13 protein-coding genes are annotated in these 18016 nt (G+C 71.6%); 6 read left to right on the top strand and 7 right to left on the bottom strand.

All coding sequences use genetic code 11. The annotated features are described in order from the left end of the window. Positions 1-4 precede the first annotated feature (4 nt). Both DFJ67_RS27335 and DFJ67_RS27330 read right to left on the bottom strand, forming a co-directional pair. Positions 5-814 carry an SDR family NAD(P)-dependent oxidoreductase gene (locus DFJ67_RS27335; protein WP_116070652.1) on the bottom strand — a complete coding sequence of 270 codons (810 nt, stop codon included), beginning with the start codon at positions 812-814 and terminating at the stop codon, positions 5-7. Beyond that, entirely contained in the window at positions 811-2121 is a 1311-nt protein-coding gene (locus tag DFJ67_RS27330; RefSeq protein WP_116070651.1) for a flavin-containing monooxygenase, read from the bottom strand. The genes DFJ67_RS27335 and DFJ67_RS27330 overlap by 4 nt, the downstream gene beginning before the upstream one ends. 93 nt (positions 2122-2214) lie before the next feature. Here DFJ67_RS27330 and DFJ67_RS27325 point away from each other — a divergent pair, with 93 nt between their 5' ends. Beyond that, complete coding sequence (locus tag DFJ67_RS27325) at positions 2215-3555, top strand: MFS transporter (RefSeq protein WP_116070650.1); 1341 nt, start codon at positions 2215-2217, stop codon at positions 3553-3555. Here the strand turns inward: DFJ67_RS27325 and DFJ67_RS27320 are convergent. Continuing rightward, positions 3545-3925, bottom strand: a complete 381-nt coding sequence (locus tag DFJ67_RS27320; protein WP_116070649.1) for a PPOX class F420-dependent oxidoreductase — start codon at positions 3923-3925, stop codon at positions 3545-3547. The genes DFJ67_RS27325 and DFJ67_RS27320 overlap by 11 nt on opposite strands. Positions 3926-4052: 127 nt before the next feature. Between DFJ67_RS27320 and DFJ67_RS27315 the strand changes: the two genes are divergently transcribed. Next, positions 4053-6287 carry an ATP-binding protein gene (locus DFJ67_RS27315; RefSeq protein WP_170216001.1) on the top strand — a complete coding sequence of 745 codons (2235 nt, stop codon included), beginning with the start codon at positions 4053-4055 and terminating at the stop codon, positions 6285-6287. Here DFJ67_RS27315 and DFJ67_RS27310 read toward each other — a convergent pair. Next, positions 6284-6691, bottom strand: a complete 408-nt coding sequence (locus DFJ67_RS27310) for a hypothetical protein (RefSeq protein WP_147315617.1) — start codon at positions 6689-6691, stop codon at positions 6284-6286. The genes DFJ67_RS27315 and DFJ67_RS27310 overlap by 4 nt on opposite strands. Before the next feature lie 105 nt (positions 6692-6796). Here DFJ67_RS27310 and DFJ67_RS27305 point away from each other — a divergent pair, with 105 nt between their 5' ends. Beyond that, positions 6797-8620: a helix-turn-helix domain-containing protein gene (locus DFJ67_RS27305; RefSeq protein WP_116070646.1), complete on the top strand. Its 1824-nt coding sequence runs from the start codon at positions 6797-6799 to the stop codon at positions 8618-8620. An 11-nt stretch (positions 8621-8631) separates the two neighbouring features. Beyond that, positions 8632-10437: an alpha-amylase family glycosyl hydrolase gene (locus DFJ67_RS27300; RefSeq protein WP_116070645.1), complete on the top strand. Its 1806-nt coding sequence runs from the start codon at positions 8632-8634 to the stop codon at positions 10435-10437. Here DFJ67_RS27300 and DFJ67_RS27295 read toward each other — a convergent pair. Continuing rightward, complete coding sequence (locus tag DFJ67_RS27295; RefSeq protein ID WP_116070644.1) at positions 10424-10801, bottom strand: VOC family protein; 378 nt, start codon at positions 10799-10801, stop codon at positions 10424-10426. The two genes, DFJ67_RS27300 and DFJ67_RS27295, sit on opposite strands and share 14 nt — an antisense overlap. A 56-nt stretch (positions 10802-10857) precedes the next feature. Between DFJ67_RS27295 and DFJ67_RS27290 the strand changes: the two genes are divergently transcribed. Further along, the gene (locus tag DFJ67_RS27290) at positions 10858-11742 is read left to right on the top strand and encodes an SDR family NAD(P)-dependent oxidoreductase (protein WP_116070643.1); all 885 of its coding nucleotides are present in this window, start codon (positions 10858-10860) and stop codon (positions 11740-11742) included. A gap of 17 nt (positions 11743-11759) precedes the next feature. Then, positions 11760-12410, top strand: coding sequence for a hypothetical protein (locus tag DFJ67_RS27285; RefSeq protein WP_116070642.1), 651 nt, complete (start codon positions 11760-11762; stop codon positions 12408-12410). On the opposite strand, the gene DFJ67_RS27280 is transcribed toward DFJ67_RS27285, so the two are convergent. Together DFJ67_RS27280 and DFJ67_RS42895 are read right to left on the bottom strand one after the other, a co-directional pair. Further along, entirely contained in the window at positions 12403-17325 is a 4923-nt protein-coding gene (locus DFJ67_RS27280) for a carbohydrate-binding protein (protein WP_116070641.1), read from the bottom strand. The genes DFJ67_RS27285 and DFJ67_RS27280 overlap by 8 nt on opposite strands. Then, entirely contained in the window at positions 17322-18008 is a 687-nt protein-coding gene (locus DFJ67_RS42895) for a hypothetical protein (protein WP_170216000.1), read from the bottom strand. The genes DFJ67_RS27280 and DFJ67_RS42895 overlap by 4 nt, the downstream gene beginning before the upstream one ends. Positions 18009-18016: the final 8 nt, after the last annotated feature.

Below are 18016 nucleotides of genomic sequence, written 5' to 3'. Positions count from 1 at the left end.
GCCGTCAGCGGCCCGCCCGGCGCCGGAGGCCGGCGGCCAGGGTCACCCCGTCGAACGAGCCGGCGGCGAGGCGGCCCGCGACGGTGCGGTTGACCATGCGGCGGGCCAGGGCTGGGAAGTGGCGGGCGATCGTCAGTTCCAGCCGGCCGCGGCGGGTGGTGGCGAGGTTGGCCGGGGGTCGGCGGGCAGTCGCGGCCCGGACCACCGCGCCGACCACCCCCTCGATCGGCTCGTAGCGGGAGACCCCGTCCAGGGAGAGGCCGGCCGCGGCGGTCGAGTCGTGAATCGGTGAGGCGATCATGCTGGGGTAGACGACGCTGACGCCGATGTGGGTGCCGACCTCCAGGCGGAGGGCGTCGGCGTAGGCGACCAGGGCGCGTTTGCTCACGCCGTAGGCGGCGGCCAGCGGCAGGGCGAGCACCGCCATCCGGCTGGCGATGAAGACAACCCGGCCGCGGGAGGCTTCCAGCGCCGGGAGTGCCGCCGCCGTCGTCGACCAGGCCGCGAGGAGATTGACCTCCAGTTGCCGTCGCACGGTCGCGTCAGGTGGCAGTTCGGCCGGCGCCGGTCCGCCGATGCCGGCGTTGTTGACCAGCAGGTCCAGGCCGCCGAGGCGGTCGATGGCGGCGGCGACGGCGGCCTCGACCTGAGCCTGCTCGGTGAGGTCGCACGCCAGGATCGGCACGGACGGGTCCGCCCGCAGGTCCAGGCCGACCACCTGGGCACCGGCAGCGCGGAAGGTGCTCGACAACGCCCGCCCGATGGTGCCGGCGGCGCCGGTGATGACGATCCGCCGCCCGATCAGACCACTCATTCCGCAACCTTCCCGCGGGCCATCCGGCGCCGGCCCTGGCGCAGTTCGTCGGCGGCGAGCGCGATATAGCCGTCGAAGTCGATCCGCATCGTGGGCCGGCGATCGCTCCACCGCCGCTGCGCCTGCCGAAGCCGCGTCGCCCGGTCGGCGCGCTGCTCGGCCGGCGTCGGAAGGGCGTAGTCACCGGCCAGGTAGGCCGCGACGAGCCGCGCCTGTGCCTCCACAATGGGCAGTGCGGCGCCGGTCGACTGCATCAGGCCCACGAAGAACAGCCCGGGCTCGTCGAGGTGGAAGACGTGGCGGTAGAGCGGCACCTCGTCGCCGAGCGCCGGCGGGTCGAGGAAGGGAATCTCGGCCCGGTAGCCCGTGCACCAGACCACCAGGTCGACCTCGTCGCGGGTGCCGTCGGCGAACTCGACGGTGGCACCGTCGGCGCCGGAGATGGCGCCGCGCACGGCGATCTCGCCGTGGCCGATCCGGGACAACAGCACATCGGACAGTGTCGGGTGGTCCTGGAGGAAGCCGTGCCGCGGCGTGGGAAGGCCGTGGGCGGTGGGATCGCCGGTCGCCAGGCGCAGCATCGTCTGGCTCACCACCTGCCGCAGCCGCCAAGGCAACCGCTTGGCCAGCGCGCCGTTGAGCGTGTCCGACGGGCGGCCGAACAGATATTTGGGCACGATCCAGACGCCGCGGCGCAGCGACAGGATCGTTCGCTCGGCGACCTGTGAGGCGTCCGCGGCGATGTCCATGGCCGAGTTGCCGCCGCCGACAACGAGCACGCGCCGCCCGGCGAGCTGCGCCGGGTCGCGATAGTCGTGGCTGTGCGACTGGGCAGCGGTCAGCGACGGCAGCGGGTCGGGCCAGCGCGGCACGCTGTTGTGCCCGGACGCCACGACGACCGCACGCGCTGGCACCGACACCGGGCCGTCCGGTCCGTCGGCCTCGACCGACCATCCTCCCCCGGGCGCCCGGTGCACCCGCGCGACAACGTGGCGCTGCCTGATCGCGGATCGCAGTCCGAAGTGGTCCGCATAATCGGTCAGATAGCCCAGGATCCGGTCGTGGCTCGGATAGTCGGGCCAGTCGGCGGGCATCGGGAAGTCGGCGAACTGGGTCCGGGTGCGGCTCGTGTTGAGGTGCAGCGTCCGGTAGGCACCAGAGCCCGGACCCTCGAAGACCCACAGCCCGCCCGGCCGGTCGCCGGCGTCGAAGCACACCGCGTCGATCCCCTGGTCGGCGAGCGCCTTCAGGGTGGCCAGGCCGGCCGGCCCGGCACCGATCACCACGACCCCCGGCCGTGCAGCCATTGCTTACCCGATCCGTAGACAATTAACGTCGTCAGTGGATCGTGCTGGCATCAGGCGGGTCCGGTCAATCCTGCGACCCTGCGGAGAGTGCGCATGACCCAGACGCCGGTCGACACCGTGCGGCTGCCGCGCGGCGGGCTGCTCGCCTTCGCCGGCGGCTCGATCGGCATGGGCGTGTGGATCACCGTCCCCGGCCTGCTCCTGCTCTACTTCCTCACCGACGTGCTGGCCGTGGCACCGCTGGTCGCGGGGTTCGCGCTGCTCATACCCAAAGTCGCCGACGTCGTGCTGCACCCCTTCGTCGGGCACTTCTCCGACGCGCAGCGGGCCCGGCGCGGGCACCGGCTCAGCCTGATGCTGGCGGCCTGCTTCCTCCCGGTCGCGTTCGCCGCGCTGTTCGCCGTGCCCGGCGGGCTGCACGGCAGCAGCGCCGCGGTCTGGGTCGCCGCCGTGTTCGTGCTCGGCAACCTGCTCTTCGCGGCCTACCAGGTGCCCTATCTCGCGACGCCGGCCGACCTCGCGATCGGCTATCACGAGCGCACCCGGCTGATGTCGTTCCGGATGGTCGTGCTCACGGTCGGCATCCTGCTCAGCGGCGTGCTCGCGCCGGCCCTGGCGGGCGGCGACGATCCGACCCGCACGGGGTACGTCGTGATGGGCGCAGTGCTCGCGGCGGCCATGCTGGCGGCGATGCTGGTCGGCATCAACGGCGTACGCCGGCTCGGTGCCGTCGCTGGCCTGCCGGCGAACCCGGCGCCACCCCCGTTGCGCGGCGTAAGGGTCCTGCTGGGCTCGCTGCGCGACCCCCAATACCGGCCGCTGGTCACCGCCTACCTGCTCACCGGGACGGCGACACACCTGGTGCTGGCGGCGGCGCCCTACTACGCCACCTACGAGTTGGGCCGCTCCGGGCTGACCACCGTGCTGATCGCCGCGTTCCTGGCGCCCGCGCTGCTGGCCACGCCGGTCTGGCTCGCGGTCGCCCGCCGCATCGGCAAGCAGCGCGGCCTGCTGCTCGCCCAGGCCGTCTTCGCGGCCGGCTGCCTCGTCGTGGCCCTCGGCCACCGGGTGCCGCTCGGCCTGCTGATCGCCGTCGTGGCGGTGCTGGGCGTCGCCTTCGCCGCATTGCAACTCCTGTATTTCGCGATGCTGCCCGACGTGGTGGCCGCCTCGGCCGGCCGCGACATCGCCGACGCCGGCAGCTACACCGGTGTCTGGACGGCCGCCGACTCGGCCGGCGGCGCGATCGGGCCCTACCTCTACGCGGCCTGCCTGGCCATCGGCGGTTTCGTCGGCAGCAGCGGCGACGACGTGCGGCAGTCGGCCTCGGCGCTCGACGCGGTCCGCTACGGCTTCGGCCTGGTCCCGGCGGTGCTGTTGGTGGCGGCGCTGCTCATCCAGCGCCGCTACACCTTGGACAGAACTAGAGCGTGACGGCGATCCCGATCAGTGGCGGCCGCTTGAGGCGCAGCAGGCGCGCGAACCAGTTGCCGGCCCGCGACATCACATACTTTCGCGCAAGCATTGTGCGTGCCGCGGCCGTCTCGGTCTCGTCGAGCAGCCGCGCCGGGCCTTCGGCGGTGGCCGCACCGGGCTTGATCCGCCCGCGGATGTCGCAGACCGTGACCTTCGCCCGGCCGGTGTTGCGGACCCGCTTGACCTTCCAGGCCTTCGCCTCGGAGACCACGTAGAGCTGGTTGCCGTCGACGACATGCCAGACCGGCGTGGACACACCGGTGCCGTCCCGGCGATAGGTTTCAAGGCTGACGTGCTTGCTGCGGCCGATCTCGTCGATCACGCTCATCCCGGCAGCCTAGCGACGCCGGCAAGCCCCGCATTCGTTCCTGTCGACACCTCTGAGAACGCCGTCCTATGATCGAAGTCTGGCCGCCCGGGTGTGGCCGACGGGGGCGGCAATGCTCGGTGCGAACGTGCGCGAACTTCGGCAACGGCTGGGGCTGTCGCAGGAGGATCTGGCGACGAAGGCCGGCGTCGACGCCAAGACGATCCACCGGATCGAAGCAGGTGAGAGCCTTCCCCGCCCGTCGACGTTGCGCCGGCTGGCCGACGCGATGGCGCTCGAGGGCGCCGATCGGGAGCGGTTCTACGCCGCCGGGAGATCGACATCACCGACGGCGCTGGTGCCGGCGCAGCTTCCGCACGACATCTCCGGCTTCAGCAGCCGAGCGGCCGAGTTGGCCCGCCTCGACGACATTCTCGGGAGCGTGCACGACGGCTCGGCACCGACGCCGATCGTGCTGATCTCCGGCACGGCCGGCATCGGGAAGACGGCGCTCGCCGTGCACTGGGCCCACCGTGTCCGCGGCTCCTTCCCAGACGGTCAGCTCTTCGTCAACCTCCAGGCGTTTCATCCCACGGGTGCCGCCCTGACCGCGATCGACGCGCTGCGCGGCTTCCTCGAGGCGCTCGCCGTCCCCGCCGCCCGGATCCCGGTCGATCTGGCCGGACGCGAAGCCCTCTACCGGAGTCGGCTGGCCGGGCGCCGGCTGTTGATCGTGCTCGACAACGCCGGGCACGCCGACCAGGTCCGGCCGCTGCTGCCGGGCGCACCCGGCTGCCTGGTCGTGGTGACCAGCCGCGACCGGCTGCCCGGTCTGGTCGCCGCCGAGGGCGCCCACCCGGTCGACCTCGACCTGCTGCCGCCCGAGGATGCCCGCGAACTGTTGGCCGGGCGGGTTGGCGCGGCTCGGGTGGTCGCGGAGTCCGGCGCCGCCGAGGAGATCGTCTCGGCCTGCGCGGGCCTGCCGCTGGCGCTGGTCGTGGCGGCCGCGCGTGCCGTCACCGAGCCCGACCTGCCGTTGGCCAGCCTGGCCGCGGAGCTGCGCGACGCCCGGTTGGGCCTGGACGCGTTCGCGACCGGCGATCCGGGCACCGACCTGCGCGCCGTGCTGTCCTGGTCCGACCAGACGCTGAGCCGGTCGACGGCCGAGTTGTTCTGGCTGCTCGGCCTGCACGGCGGCCCTGACATCGATCTCGCGAGCACCGCCAGCCTGGCGGCCAGCGGCATCGCCGCGGTCCGGCCCGCGATGCACGAGCTGACCCGGGCTCACCTGCTGGAGGAGCGCTCGCCCGGGCGTTTCACGTTCCATGACCTGCTGCGGGCGTACGCGGCCGACCAGGTGCGCGTCCACAAGCCCGAAGCGGAGCGGGTCGAGGCGCTCGGCCGGGTGCTGCACCACTATCTGCACGCCGCGTACGCCGCCGAACGGCTGCTCTACCCGCAGCGGGACCCCATCGCGCTGGCTCCCGCTGAAGACGGTGTGACGGTGCTACCGGTGGCCGATGCCGACGCGGCGATGGCCTGGTTCGTCGCCGAACATCGGGTGCTGCTGTGGGCCGTCTCGGCCGCACACGACGCGGGGCTCGATCTGCTGGCCTGGCAGCTCGCCTGGTGCCTGACCACCTTCTTCGACCGGCAGGGCCACTGGCATGACTGGGCGGCCACGCAACGCCTGGCACTGAGCGCCGCGGTGCGGCTGGGCGACCGCCCGGCCCAGGCGTTCGCGCACCGCAATCTAGGGCTCGCCCTGGCCTCGCTCGGACGCCACGACGAGGCCGCCGGGTCCCTGAGCACCGCCCTGGTCGGCTACCGCGAGCTCGCCGACGATGTCGGTCAGGCGCACACCCACAACGTGCTGGCCGGGATGCACGGGAGGCAGGGCCGTCATCGGGAGGCGCTGCGCGAGGCACTGCTCGCCAGCGACCTGTTCGGGGCGCGGGGACAGCGCGCCGGGCAGGCCAGAACGCTCAACAACGTCGGCTGGTACCACACCCTGCTCGGCGAATACGAGCAGGCGCTGGCTGCCTGCCGGCGCGCGTTGGCGCTGCACGACCAGATCGGCGACCGCTACGGAGCCGCCAACACCTGGGACAGTCTCGGCCTGATCCACCACCAGGTCGGCGACTACCCGCGAGCGGAAGCCAGCTACGAGACGGCGCTGGGGCTGTGGACCGAGGTCGGTGACCGCTACGGGGAGGCGGACACCCGGAGGCGGCTGGCCGACACCCACCTTGCGAGCGGCGATGTCGCCGGCGCCCGCGCCGCCCTGCGCGAGGCGCTGGCCGTCCTGGAAGACCTGGGCCACCCTGATGCCGGCGAGGTCGACGCGAAGCTCCGCGACCTCGCCGGCACGGTGGATGGTTAGTTGCACGACTCCTGCGTCACGCCGCCGTCGACACTGTAGGCGTAGGCCTCGGTGCAGAACGTCACGTCACTGGTCTGCATGGGGCGGGTGAAGGTCGCCGTCGTGTAGGAGCTGGAACCCGGAACCCACGAGCCCGAGTTGTACGCGATGACGGCGTCCTCGAAGAACCCCGTGTATTCGTTCATCCACCGCTTGTGCAGGTTGCACTGCCAGCTCACGTTGGCGTCCGACCGCCACCCGGCGAAGGAACAGTGGTAGTCCCAGTTCCCGGTGTAGCCGTTGTAGGTGGGCCGGTAGGCCGTTGCCGTTCCGGGCGAGTACGCCGCAGCTGGTCCCGCGAACGACAACGCCGCCGTCAGAGCGGCAGCTGTCGCGAAGATGGGCATTGTCCACCGTCGTCGCATGAGGGGTCCTTTCCGGATCGTGAAGGTATGAATCAGGTCTACGCGGGTACGTCTGCCCATCACCAGGACATTGATCGGTACTTTGATCAGTAGACGGGAGCGCGGGTGTTCGGCGACGTATTGCGCCGGTATCGACGCCAGCTCGGCTTGACGCAGGACGAGCTCGCCACGCTCGCGGGTGTCAATGTGCGCAGCATCGGCAAGCTGGAGGCCGGCCGGATCGCCGCACCGCGGTCGGCGACCGTGCGCCTGCTCGCCGACGCGTTCGGACTATCCGGAGTGGACCGTGAGCGGTTCCACGCCGCCGCGGCACCCACCCCGCTCGCCCGGCCCGCCGCTGCCGGTTTCGTCGGACGCGCCGACGCGCTGCGGCAGCTGACCGCGCTGCTGGAGGCCGGCGGGCCGCGGAGCATGCCGATCGTCGCGATCGCCGGCGCTGCCGGCGTCGGCAAGACCGCGCTCATGCTGCATTGGGCGCACCGCGTGCGGCGCCGCTTCGCCGACGATCAGCTCTACGTGAACCTGCACGGCTCCGGCCCGACCGAGGCGATGAGCGCGGTCGAGGCACTGAGCGGGCTGCTCGGCGCCCTCGGCGTCCCGCCGCACCGGGTTCCCTCCGAGCCGGCGGCACAGACCGCCCTCTACCGCAGCCTGCTGGCCGACCGGCGAATGCTCGTGCTCCTCGACAACGCGCGCGACGCCGAGCAGGTCCGTCCACTGCTGCCCGGCGCATCGGGCTGCATGGCGCTGGTGACCAGCCGAGACCCGCTTCCCGGTCTGGTGGCCGCGGACAGCGCCGAACCGATGACGCTCGAGGGGCTGAGCCGCGCGGAGTCGATCAAGCTGCTCGGCGCAGACCTGGTCGGCGACCCGATCGCGATGGAGCTGATCGTCGAGCGGTGTGCCGGCCTGCCATTGTCTCTGGAGATCGTGGCCGCCGGTCCCCCGGCCGCGCTCGCTGACCTGGCCGGCAGCGGCGGCGCGGTGATCGACTGGGCCTATCGCAGGTTGGGCCCCGACGCGGCCAGGCTGTTCCGGCTGATCGGGACGCACCCGGGCGGCGACCTCACGGCGCCCGTCGCGGCGAGCATGGCCGGGCTTCCGGTCACCCGAACGCGGGCCCTGCTGACGGAACTGACCGACGCACACCTGATGACCGAGTCGGTGGCCGGCCGCTTCACCTGCCACGACCTGCTCCGGGCGTACGCCGCCGGTGTGGACGGCGACGACGACCGGCGGGAGGCGACGCTCCGCCTGATCGACCACTACCTGCACACCGCGTACGCCGCCGCCCGGTTGCTGCAACCGCGCCGCGGCATGATCGCGCTCGACCCGCCCCAACCGGCAACCACGCCGGAGTCGCTCGTCGACGCCGACCAGGCGCTGGCCTGGTTCATCGCCGAACGCGCCGCGCTGCTGGCGGGCGTCAGCCACGCCGCGCGGCAAGGGCTGGACAGCCGCACGTGGCAGCTCGCCTGGACGCTGGAACCGTTCCTCAGCGGTCACGGTTTCTGGCACGACTGGGCGGGCTCGCAGAGCACCGCGCTGGCCGCCGCGCGACGGTCCGGTGACCTGGCCGCACAGGCCCACGCACATCGCTCGATCGGCCGCGCCCTCATGCGGCTGGGCCTCGACCAGGAGGCGCTGCGCCATCTGAACCAGGCGATCGAGCTGTCCCGGCGGTATGGTGACCGCAACGGTCAGGCCCGCACCCATCACACCATCGCCCAACTGCACGATCGGCACGGCGCCCACGACGAGGCGCTCCGGCACAGCGAGCGCGCGCTGCGACTCTACGAGGCCGCCGGCCAACCGCTGGGCCAGGCCCGGTCGCTCAACGCCATCGGCTGGCGCCATGCGCTGCGCGGTCACTACCGGCGGGCCATCGAACACTGCACACAGGCGCTCGGCGTCCTATTGAGCGGCTGAAGGGGGCGAGGATGGACGTCGCGGACCGGATCGGCTGTTGGCTCACCCCGGCCGGCGCGTTCTTCCGGGTGTGGGCGCCGCACGCCGCCGAGGTGTCGGTCGTGCTGCAGGCCGGAGACGGCTGGGACAGCGCCCAGCCGGTGACCACGCAGGCGCTGGCGCCCGACGACGGCTACTGGAGCGCGACGGTCGCCGGCGTCAGTCCCGGCCACCTCTACCGGTTCCGCCTCACGACGGCCGACGGCACGGTGCTGCACCGGCTGGATCCCGCGGCCCGTGACGTGCTCAGCTCGGAGCTCACCAGAGACGATCCGAGCAGTCGCAACGCGTCCGTCGTACAACCGTCTATAAAGGACTTTGAATGGGCGCCCTTCGAGACGCCGCGATTCGAGAACCTGATCATCTACCAGCTACACGTCGGCACCTTCGCCGGCCGCGGTGACGAGCACGGCACCGGGTGGGCGACCTTCGCGCAGGTCGAGAGCAAGTTCGGCTACCTGCGGGAGATGGGCTTCAACTGCGTTCAACCCCTTCCGGTCCAGGAGTACGCGATGGACCGCTCGTGGGGCTACAACCCGGCCAGCTTCTTCGCTCCCGAGTCGTCCTACGGCTCCCCCGCCGACCTGCGCCACTTCGTCGACGCCGCGCACCGGGCCGGGCTCGCGGTCGTCTTCGACGTGGTCTACAACCACTTCGGCGCGAGCGACAACGTCCTCTGGGACTTCGACGGCTACCGCGAGCAGGGCGGCATCTACGTCGAAGGCGGGCAGCAGACACCGTGGGGTCAGGGGCCGGCCTGGTGGAAGCAGGAGGTCCAGGACTACTTCCAGCAGAACGCCCGGATGTATTTCGAGGAATACCGGGCCGACGGGCTCCGGTTCGACGCGACCACCCAGATCAACGGCCAGCACCTGAGCGGCGTCGTCGGCCGCCTGCGCGACGAGTTCCCCGACAAGCACCTCATCGCCGAGCACCTGCCCGACGATCCGTGGATCATCAAGGCGGGCCGGTTCGGCGCGACCTGGTGTGCCGACGCGCATCACGAGGCCCAGCGGGCGCTGGCCGGCCAGGATCCGGTCCGGCGGATCCGCGACATCCTGGGCTGGGACGGCTACGACCACGCGTGGAACCTGGTGAAATACCTGCTCGGCTCGCACGACGACGTGGGCGACCAGCAGGAGGGCCATGCGGAGGGCGGCCCGGAAGACTGGGACCGGCGGCACCGCTACCTGATCGACCAACTCGGCGGCCGCGACGACTGGACGGCGCGGGCCAAGTGCCGGCTGGCCTGGGCGTTGAACGTCACGATGCCGGGCACGCCGATGCTCTTCATGGGCACGGAGTGCCTCCAGGCCGCGCCGCACGTGGCCGACGGCTATTGGCACGACGGCGTCGACGGCCGCGGTGACCACCGCTTCGACTGGACCATTGCCGGCGATCCGCTCGGCACGCAGATGCGCCGGCTCGTGGGCGCCGCCAACGCCGCCCGCTGGGCGAATCCCGCCCTGCGGGCCGATGATCTGGCCGTCACCCACGAAGACCACGACAACCAGGTGCTCGGCTTCGTGCGCGCGAGCGGCGACAACGCCGTCCTGGTCGTCGTCAACCTCGGCGACCGCAGCTTCGGCGACCACGGCTATGGCGTGTCGACCGGCGGCCGCGACGGTCGGTGGACCCAGGTGCTGTGCACCCAGGACGCGGCCTTCGGCGGCTGGGACGGCGCGGGCAACGCCTTCCACGAGCCGTCGACCCAGCCCGACGGCCGGGTCTACGTCAACGTTCCCAAGTGGAGCGTGACCGTTTTCAGATCGGCTTGATCCGGTCCTTGAGGAGGCAGAACACATTGCCCTCGGGATCGGCCAGCACGTGCCACGACTCCGCACCGCTCTGGCCGATGTCGGCCGGGCGCGCACCGAGCGCCAGCAGGCGTTCGAGCTCGGCGGCCTGGTCGCGGTCGGTGGCGTTGACGTCGATGTGCAGCCGGGTTTTTCCTGGCTCCGGCTCGTCGCGGCGGCTGAAGAAGAGGGTCGGCTGCGAACCGCCCCACCCTTCGCGCGGCCCGACCTCCACGTAGCCGTCTCCGCGATCGAGCACGACGAAGTCGAGGACCTCGCACCAGAACCGCGCCAGCAGCTCAGGGTCGCGGCAACCGAGCACGAGCTCACCAATACGACATGCCATGAACGAAATTTACCGTGTTGACCTAGACCTCGCTCTAGCACCTACCGTCGATCGGCATGACGCACCCCACTGCCGCGCAGGTGCTCGCCGGCATCGACCTGTCGGGCCGGACGGCCGTCGTCACCGGTGGCTACTCCGGTGTCGGTCTCGCGACGACCCGCGCGCTGCGCGACGCCGGAGCCCGGGTCGTGGTCCCGGCGCGCCGTCCGGACCTCGCGCGGCAGGCCCTGGCCGATATGCCCGGCGTTGAGGTCGACGAACTGGACCTCGCCGACCTCGCCTCGGTTCGGGCCTTCGCCGAGCGGTTCCGGGACCGCCACCCCGCCCTCGACATCCTGATCGCGAACGCCGGGATCATGGCCTGCGCGCAGACCCGGGTCGGACCGGGTTGGGAGGCCCAGTTCGCGGTCAACCATCTCGGTCACTACGCGCTGGCCAACCTGCTCTGGCCGGTGCTCACCGCCGCCGGAACGGCCCGGGTCGTCGCGGTCGCCTCCGGCCGCAACCCGGACACCGGCATCCGGTGGGACGACGTGCACTTCGCGGACGGATACGACAAATGGGCGGCGTACGCCCAGTCGAAGCTCGCGAACATCCTCTTCGCCCGGCACCTCGACCTGCTCGGCCGGCCGCACGGCGTGAACGCGTTCTCGGTCAACCCCGGCTGGATCCGGACACCCCTGCAACGGCACCTCGCGATCGAGGAGATGGTCGCGGCCGGCTGGATCGACGCGGCCGGGGTGTCGGCTCCGGGCCTGTTCCGGACGGCCGAGCAGGGCGCCGCGACCCAGGTCTGGGCCGCCACCTCCAGCGACCTCGACGGGCACGGCGGCGCCTACTGCGTGGACTGCGCGGTCACCGAGGGCATTCCCACCGACGGCCCGGATGCGGCCCGCCTCTGGGAGCTCTCGGCGAAATTGACCGGCCTCGACCGCATCTAGGCCGCCACACTGGTCGGGTGCTGTTGACGATCTCCGGATCCAGTTGCTCGGGCAAGACCACCGCGGCGCGCGCGTGTGCCGGGCTGCCCGGCCTGGTGGTGCACGACTTCGACGAGATCGGTGTGCCGAGCGATGCGGACCGCGAGTGGCGGCAGCGGAGCATGGAGCACTGGGTGCGGCGGGCGCTGGGCTATCAGGAGTCCGGCCTGGACGTCTTGTTGACCGGGCAGTCGCCGCTCGGTGAGGTGCTGGCCTGCCCGTCGGCGGTCGACCTCGACGGCATCGCGGCCTGCCTGCTCGACGTCGCCGACGACGAACGGCTGCGCCGGCTCGACCGCCGCGACCCGGGCAAGTGGCCGCCCGACCGGACGCGGTCGTTCATCGGCTGGGCGGCGTGGCATCGCGGGCACGCGGCCGACCCCCGGCATGTTCCGGAGGCGATCACCACGGGCGGCTGGCCGGCGATGCGGTGGCAGCGGTGGAGCGGCTGGGCGGGCGATGACCCGCGCTGGATCGTGACGGTGGTCGACACCACCGGGCGGACGGTGCGACAGACGACGGCCGACCTGCGCGGGTGGGTCGCCGGGGCCCGCGCCGGCCGGTTGAGCCTGCCCGGTGGTTGGGCGGTCGAGGTGGACACCTCGACCGCCCAACATCCACCTAGTTGATCTTCTTCCAGGGGCCGTTGGGGTCACCCGGTGCCTGGTTGCGGGTGTACCACTTGGCCTCGTAGCGCTTGCCCTGATAGGTCACCCGATCGCCGGCGTTGTAGATGGTGCTGGCGGCCCAGGCCGCCGGGCTGCCGTCGGCCGGCGGCGGCACGAGCTCCTCCCACGGGCCGTTCGGGTCGCCCGGCTGCTGGTTGCGGGTATACCAGCGGGCCCGCCACTGCCGGCCGTCGTGCGTCACCAGGTCGCCGCCGTTGAAGATCCGTGACGGCGTCCAGATCGTGGCGCCCGCCTCGGTCATGGCCAGTTCCTGCCACGGGCCGGTCGGATCGCCGGGCTTGTTGTTCTGCGCATACCAGGAGGCGACGAAGACCTTGCCCTGGTAGGCCACCCGGTCACCGCTGTTGTAGACCTTCGACGCGACCCACGCCGCCGGCAGGTTGACGGTCACCGTGACCGTCGCGGTGGCCGGATCGAGAACATCGCTTCCGGCGTACGAGGCCGTCAGCGTGTGCGTTCCACCGGCCAGGCCGACCGGCAGGGTGAAGGTCGCCGTCCCGGCGGCCAGGGTCGCCGTGCCGCGGACCAGGTCGCCCTCGCGCAGGGTGACCGTGCCGGCGACGGGGGCCGGTGCGGCGTCGACCTTGACGGTCACCTTCGCCGCCTTGCCCCAGTCGACCGGGGTCGAGGTGGCGGTCATCGTCGCGACGCCCTTGCCGGTGCGGAAGACCGCGGGCTGGGCCACGGCCATGCCGCCGTCGGCGGTCTGCGCCGCCACGATCCAGCCGTACGACGTGCCCGGCCGCAGGCCCGTCCAGTTGACCGTGGCGGTGCCGTTGGCGGTGAGCTCGTCGGTGCCGATCACCCCGGCCGGCACGTACGCGGCGAGCGAGTCGGTGCTGAACGAGGTCTTCCGGGTGGTCAGGTCGACCGGCAGGGTGAGGTTGTCCTCCGAGCCGTTGTAACGCGGCTTCGGCTGGCTGCCGTCCTGGCGGATGTCATATTCGGTGGCGCCGAAGTTGTCGAGCAGCGGCGAGTAGGTGTCGATGTGCATCTCGGCCCGGTCGACGTTGAACTGGAGCAGCCGCAGGAAGCTGGCGCCGAACTGGAGGCGGTCGCTGGCCTTGTGGTCGATCGTGCCGTCGCCGTTGAGGTCGATGTTGCCGGCGGCGTCGACCAGGTTGGGCCAGAGCTCGCCGGCCGCCACGGTGTAGAACTGGTAGTCGGCCAGCAGCTCGACCACGTCGTGCGAGACCGTGACGCCGACCTTCGACTTCAGGTTGGTGCCGACGCCGTGCTCGTGGCCGGCGAGCACCAGGAACACGTTGGAGTTGTTCTCCACCACCAGCTTGTAGAGCGGCGAGCCGTCCGGTGCGGAGAAGCCCGCGTCGCGGCCGTCGGGGTTGCTCGACGGGCGCAGGTAGTCGTGCGAGAGCAGAATGCCGTTGCGGTCCTTGTAGCGCTTGAACACCGAGTCGGCCCACTTGGCCTCGTCGGGCGTGACGCCGTAGGACAGGCCGACCGCGACGAAGTCGAGCCCACCGGCCGAGAACAGCACGTAGTTGTTCTGGTTGTCCTTGCCCGGGGTGACGCTGCCGTCGGCGTTGGTCACCTCGTCCCAGGCGTGGTATTCGGTGCCCGCCGGCCACGCGTCCGCGACCTGGTAGTAGCGGTCGGCGCCGAAGGTCCGGCTGAACCGCGAGTTCGGGCCGGTCTCGGCGCCGAGCTGGTTGTCGTGGTTGCCGGCGATGACCTGGTTGACCACGCCGCGGTCGTCGAGCACCTTCTGGTAGCCCGAGGCGAGCGCGAACTCCTTGTCGACCTGCTCGTTGAGGCCGGGCCGCAGCAGCGAGCCGTCCGCATTCCTGGCCAGCGGGTCGTAGTAGTCGTTCTCGATCACGTCGCCGGTGTGCGCGGTGTAGGCGATCTTCCGGCCGGCCGCGTTGTCCGCGATCCACTGTGTCTGGTCGCGGTAGGCGGCCGCGAAGATGGCCTGCTCCTCGGCGGCCTGCACGTCGGAGGGCTCCTGCTTGCCGTCGAAGTCGTTGTTCGTGCCGCCGGCCGCACCCTCACTCAGATACTGGGTGTCGGTGAAATGGGCGAGCGCGAAGTCGTACGACGAAGGGTCCTCGAAGCGGTCCTTGTCGTTCTGCGCCGAGGAGTCGTGCGGCGACAGGTCGTCGGCGAACGGGTCCTCGCCGGTGACCAGCACGTGCACGGCGCCGCCGTCGCGGTAAGCGTCGGTCAGCAGCGCGGTGAGCACGGTGTTCTGGCCCGAGGTGCCGCGGGCGCTGGTCAGCACGTCCCACTTCTTGCGCGCCGGGTCCCAGACCCGCAGCGCGACGACGCGGGCCGGGTCGATGGTGCCTTCCCAGCGCAGCGTCGGGGTCTTCTGCGCCGCGGTGAGCGGCACGTCGTAGCGCTGGAAAACCACGTCGCGGCTCGACGAGGTGTCGATCGTGCGGCCGTCCAGCGGGCGCAGCGAGTCGAGCTCGACGCCCGGCCCGTGCTGCACGTCCAAGGTGGTCGGCACCGCGGCCGCGATGCCCTGGTAGCCCGCGGACGGTGCGACGACGTCGGCCTTGGTGAAGGTCGCGGTGAGCGGCACGCCGTCTTCGCCGGGCACCTTCGCCGAGAGCGTGGCCGACGGTGCGTTGGTGCCGGTGACGGCCGCGTCGAGACCGGTCGGCACGTCCGGGATGCTGGCGCTGCTGAAGTGCACCTCACGGGCGGCGGTGTTGCCGAGCGTGTCGGTGGCGGTGACGGTCAGCGTGTGCGCGCCGGCCGGCAGGCCGTGACCGATCTGGTCGCCCTGCTTGACCGCCTTGCCGTCGAGCGTGATGGCCGGCGTACCCGCGACGCCGGTCGCGTCCTTGACCCTGATGTCCAGCGCGACCGTCGCGGTCAGCCGCTGGCCCTCGGCGGGCACGCTGCTCTCCACGACCGGCGCCGCGTTGTCGACGGTGAACGTCCGGGTCGCGTTGCGGTCGCCGCTTTTCGCGGTGACCGTGTGCGGCCCGTCGGCGAGCGTGGTGGTGTCGACGTCGGCGCGCAGGCCCTTGGCGGTGCTGTCGACCTCGAAGAGGATCTCCTTGCGCAGCACGCTGTTGTAGGTGCTGCCGCAGGTGCCGTCGCCGATGAACGTGGTGACCTGCGAGCCCGCCGGGTAGGACGAGGATCCGATCGTCACGGTCGTCTGTGCGAGCGACCGGCTCAGCGGCTTCGCGGTGCCACCGGCCGGCAGCAACTCGAAGTCGCGCATCGTGAAGTCGTCGAAGTTGCCGGTCGGGCAGTCCGCCGCGATCGTCGTCGGGTTGATGCCGGCCACGAAGTCGAGCACGTTGACGCCCGGCACGAGCCACTCGTTGGGGAACGACAGCTCGGCGGTCTCCTTCTCCCAGATGCCCATGTTGAGCGGGATGCCGTTGATCAGCACCTGGTTCTGGTAGCCGCCGTCGGTGCCGTTGCCGCCGATGAACAGGCGCAGCTTGGCGTCCTTGCCACTGCCGAGCGTCGCGATCGTGCGGGCGGCCTGCGCGCCCGCGATGGTGAACGCGAACTCGGCGTCCTTGTTGGCGCCGCAGGTGCCGTCGCCGAGCGCGAGCGTGGCGTCGGCGGTCACCGTGCGGGTGCCACCGGTCACATAGGACACGCTGTCGAGCGTCGCCGTCCCGGTGCTGACCGCGAGGCCGACCGTGCTCCGGGTGATCTTGAAGTCGTCGTGGTTGGCGCACAGGGTGGCGCCGCTGCCCGAGTTGTAGTCGCCGGTGACGACCTGGATGAGGTTGTCGCCGGGGCGCAGGTAGCTGTTCGGCAGCTTGATGGAGACCGCTTCGGCCGCCGTGGCGCCATAGTCGCCGCCGAGGTCGACGCGGTTGCCGTTGACCATCAGGTAGTTCTGGTAGCGGGCCTCGATCGAGTTGCCGGCCGCGACGGTGAAGCTGAACGTCGAGATGCCGGAGGCGAGGGTCGCCGCGTTCTGGGCCGGGTCACCGTCGACGGCGATCGCGTCGACGCCGGTGTCACCGTCGAGCGGTGCGGCCGCGATGATCGGCTGGGTCCGCCGGACCAGTGCGCCCTCGACCGGCGTGACCTTGGCGGAGCCGGCGGGCGGGTTGTTCACGGTGACCGGCACGCTGGTCGTGGCGCCGGAGGCGGTGACGGCCTTGACGGTGTGGCTGCCGTTCGACAGCGACCGGGTGTCGAGCTCGAAGCTGAGCCCGGACGTGTTGCCCGGCTCGCCCGACAGCACGAAGGTCAGCGTCTGGGTCAGTCGCGGCGTCGAACTGCCGCAGGTGCCGTCGCCGAAGCTGTAGCTGAACAGGTTGGCCTCGCCGTCGATCACGACGCCGAGCAGGCTCAGGCCGATGTTGCTCAGCGGGAAGTCGTCGAAGTTGGGGCAGCGGCCGCCCTCGCCGTTGGGCAGTTGCTCGTAGCCGACCGCGGCGGTGTTGGTGGTGTCGACCCAGTTGGCGCCGGCCTGCACGGTGATCGTGTTGGCGCCGGACTTCAGCCACTCGCCGGGGAAGTCGAGCACGCCCGAGTTGCCGCCGGGGATGTCGGGGAAGTAGACCTTCTCGGCCTCGGCCGTGTGACCGTTGACGGTGAGGTAGTTGTGGTAGCGGGCCTCGGTGCCGTTGCCACCCATGTCGAACGCGAAGTGCGCGGTGCCGGCGGTGGTGTCCGCGTCGACCTTCTCGTCGTCGACCGTGATCTTCGCGACCGAGTCGTTCTCGGCGCTGGGCTCGGCCTTGACGGTCACGGTGCCGTCGAGCGCCTGGCCGTCACGGAGGTTGAGGGTCGGTGCACCGCCGACGACCGGCGGTGCCTCCGCGGCACCGGCTGGGTTCGGCACGACCGTGCTGGCGGCGACGACCACCAGGGCCAGTGCCAGCGCACGTACTCGGCGCGTCATGAAGGCCTCTCTTTATGCGGTGAGTTGGATCGACGTACCAGCAGGAACACGGCAGCAGCGAGCACCAGCAGCGCGGCGACGACGGCGCCGATCTGGAGGGTGGCGCTGCGGCCGGTGCCCGCGCTCCCGGCGCTGAGCGTCCAGTCGTGCGACGACGCGTCGGAGGTGTAGACCGCGCGGGCCCCGCCGGGACCGGCGGCCAGCGTGCGGTAGGCGGGGTTCAGATCGGTGAGCGTCCGGACGGCCACGGTGGCCACCCCGACCGCCGCCGGGCAGGTGTAGTCGATCGAGGCGCCGGCCCGGGCCAGGTCGTCGGGCGGCGCGACGGTGCCGGTGCACTCCTGCCCGTCGCTGGTGACGGTGACCTGCTTGAGCAGATAGGCCGCGAAGGCCGGCGACGGACCGATCGCGGCCGCGTCGGAGTCCTCGTAGAACACGGCGCCGTCGAGCAGCACCCGGTCCTGCGGCAGCACACCGAGCGCGACGCCGAGCACGGTCAGGTCGTCGAGCCCGCCGACCTTCCAGCGCACCCGCACGACGTCGGGTCGGGCCGGGTCGGCGGCGATCGCCACGGTCTGCGGGTCACCGAACGGATGCGCGCTGGCCGGTGTGGACCCGCCGAACACGGCGGCAGCGCAGGCGAGGGCACACGTCAGGCCGATCAGACGGCCGCGGAGGGGCACGAGGACAG

The organism is Asanoa ferruginea (assembly GCF_003387075.1).
Classification (GTDB): domain Bacteria; phylum Actinomycetota; class Actinomycetes; order Mycobacteriales; family Micromonosporaceae; genus Asanoa; species Asanoa ferruginea.
Note: the sequence above shows the minus strand (reverse complement) of the source record. Positions and strands in the feature narration are given on the sequence as shown.

Bases quoted from the DNA above. Each gene is read 5' to 3' on its own strand.
- DFJ67_RS27330 (WP_116070651.1), bottom strand. From the start codon at position 2,121: ATGGCTGCACGGCCGGGGGTCGTGGTGATCGGTGCCGGGCCGGCCGGC.
- DFJ67_RS27290 (WP_116070643.1), top strand. From the start codon at position 10,858: ATGACGCACCCCACTGCCGCGCAGGTGCTCGCCGGCATCGACCTGTCG.
- DFJ67_RS27295 (WP_116070644.1), bottom strand. From the start codon at position 10,801: ATGGCATGTCGTATTGGTGAGCTCGTGCTCGGTTGCCGCGACCCTGAG.
- DFJ67_RS27280 (WP_116070641.1), bottom strand. From the start codon at position 17,325: ATGACGCGCCGAGTACGTGCGCTGGCACTGGCCCTGGTGGTCGTCGCC.
- DFJ67_RS27335 (WP_116070652.1), bottom strand. From the start codon at position 814: ATGAGTGGTCTGATCGGGCGGCGGATCGTCATCACCGGCGCCGCCGGC.
- DFJ67_RS27320 (WP_116070649.1), bottom strand. From the start codon at position 3,925: ATGAGCGTGATCGACGAGATCGGCCGCAGCAAGCACGTCAGCCTTGAA.
- DFJ67_RS27310 (WP_147315617.1), bottom strand. From the start codon at position 6,691: ATGCGACGACGGTGGACAATGCCCATCTTCGCGACAGCTGCCGCTCTG.
- DFJ67_RS27325 (WP_116070650.1), top strand. From the start codon at position 2,215: ATGACCCAGACGCCGGTCGACACCGTGCGGCTGCCGCGCGGCGGGCTG.
- DFJ67_RS27300 (WP_116070645.1), top strand. From the start codon at position 8,632: ATGGACGTCGCGGACCGGATCGGCTGTTGGCTCACCCCGGCCGGCGCG.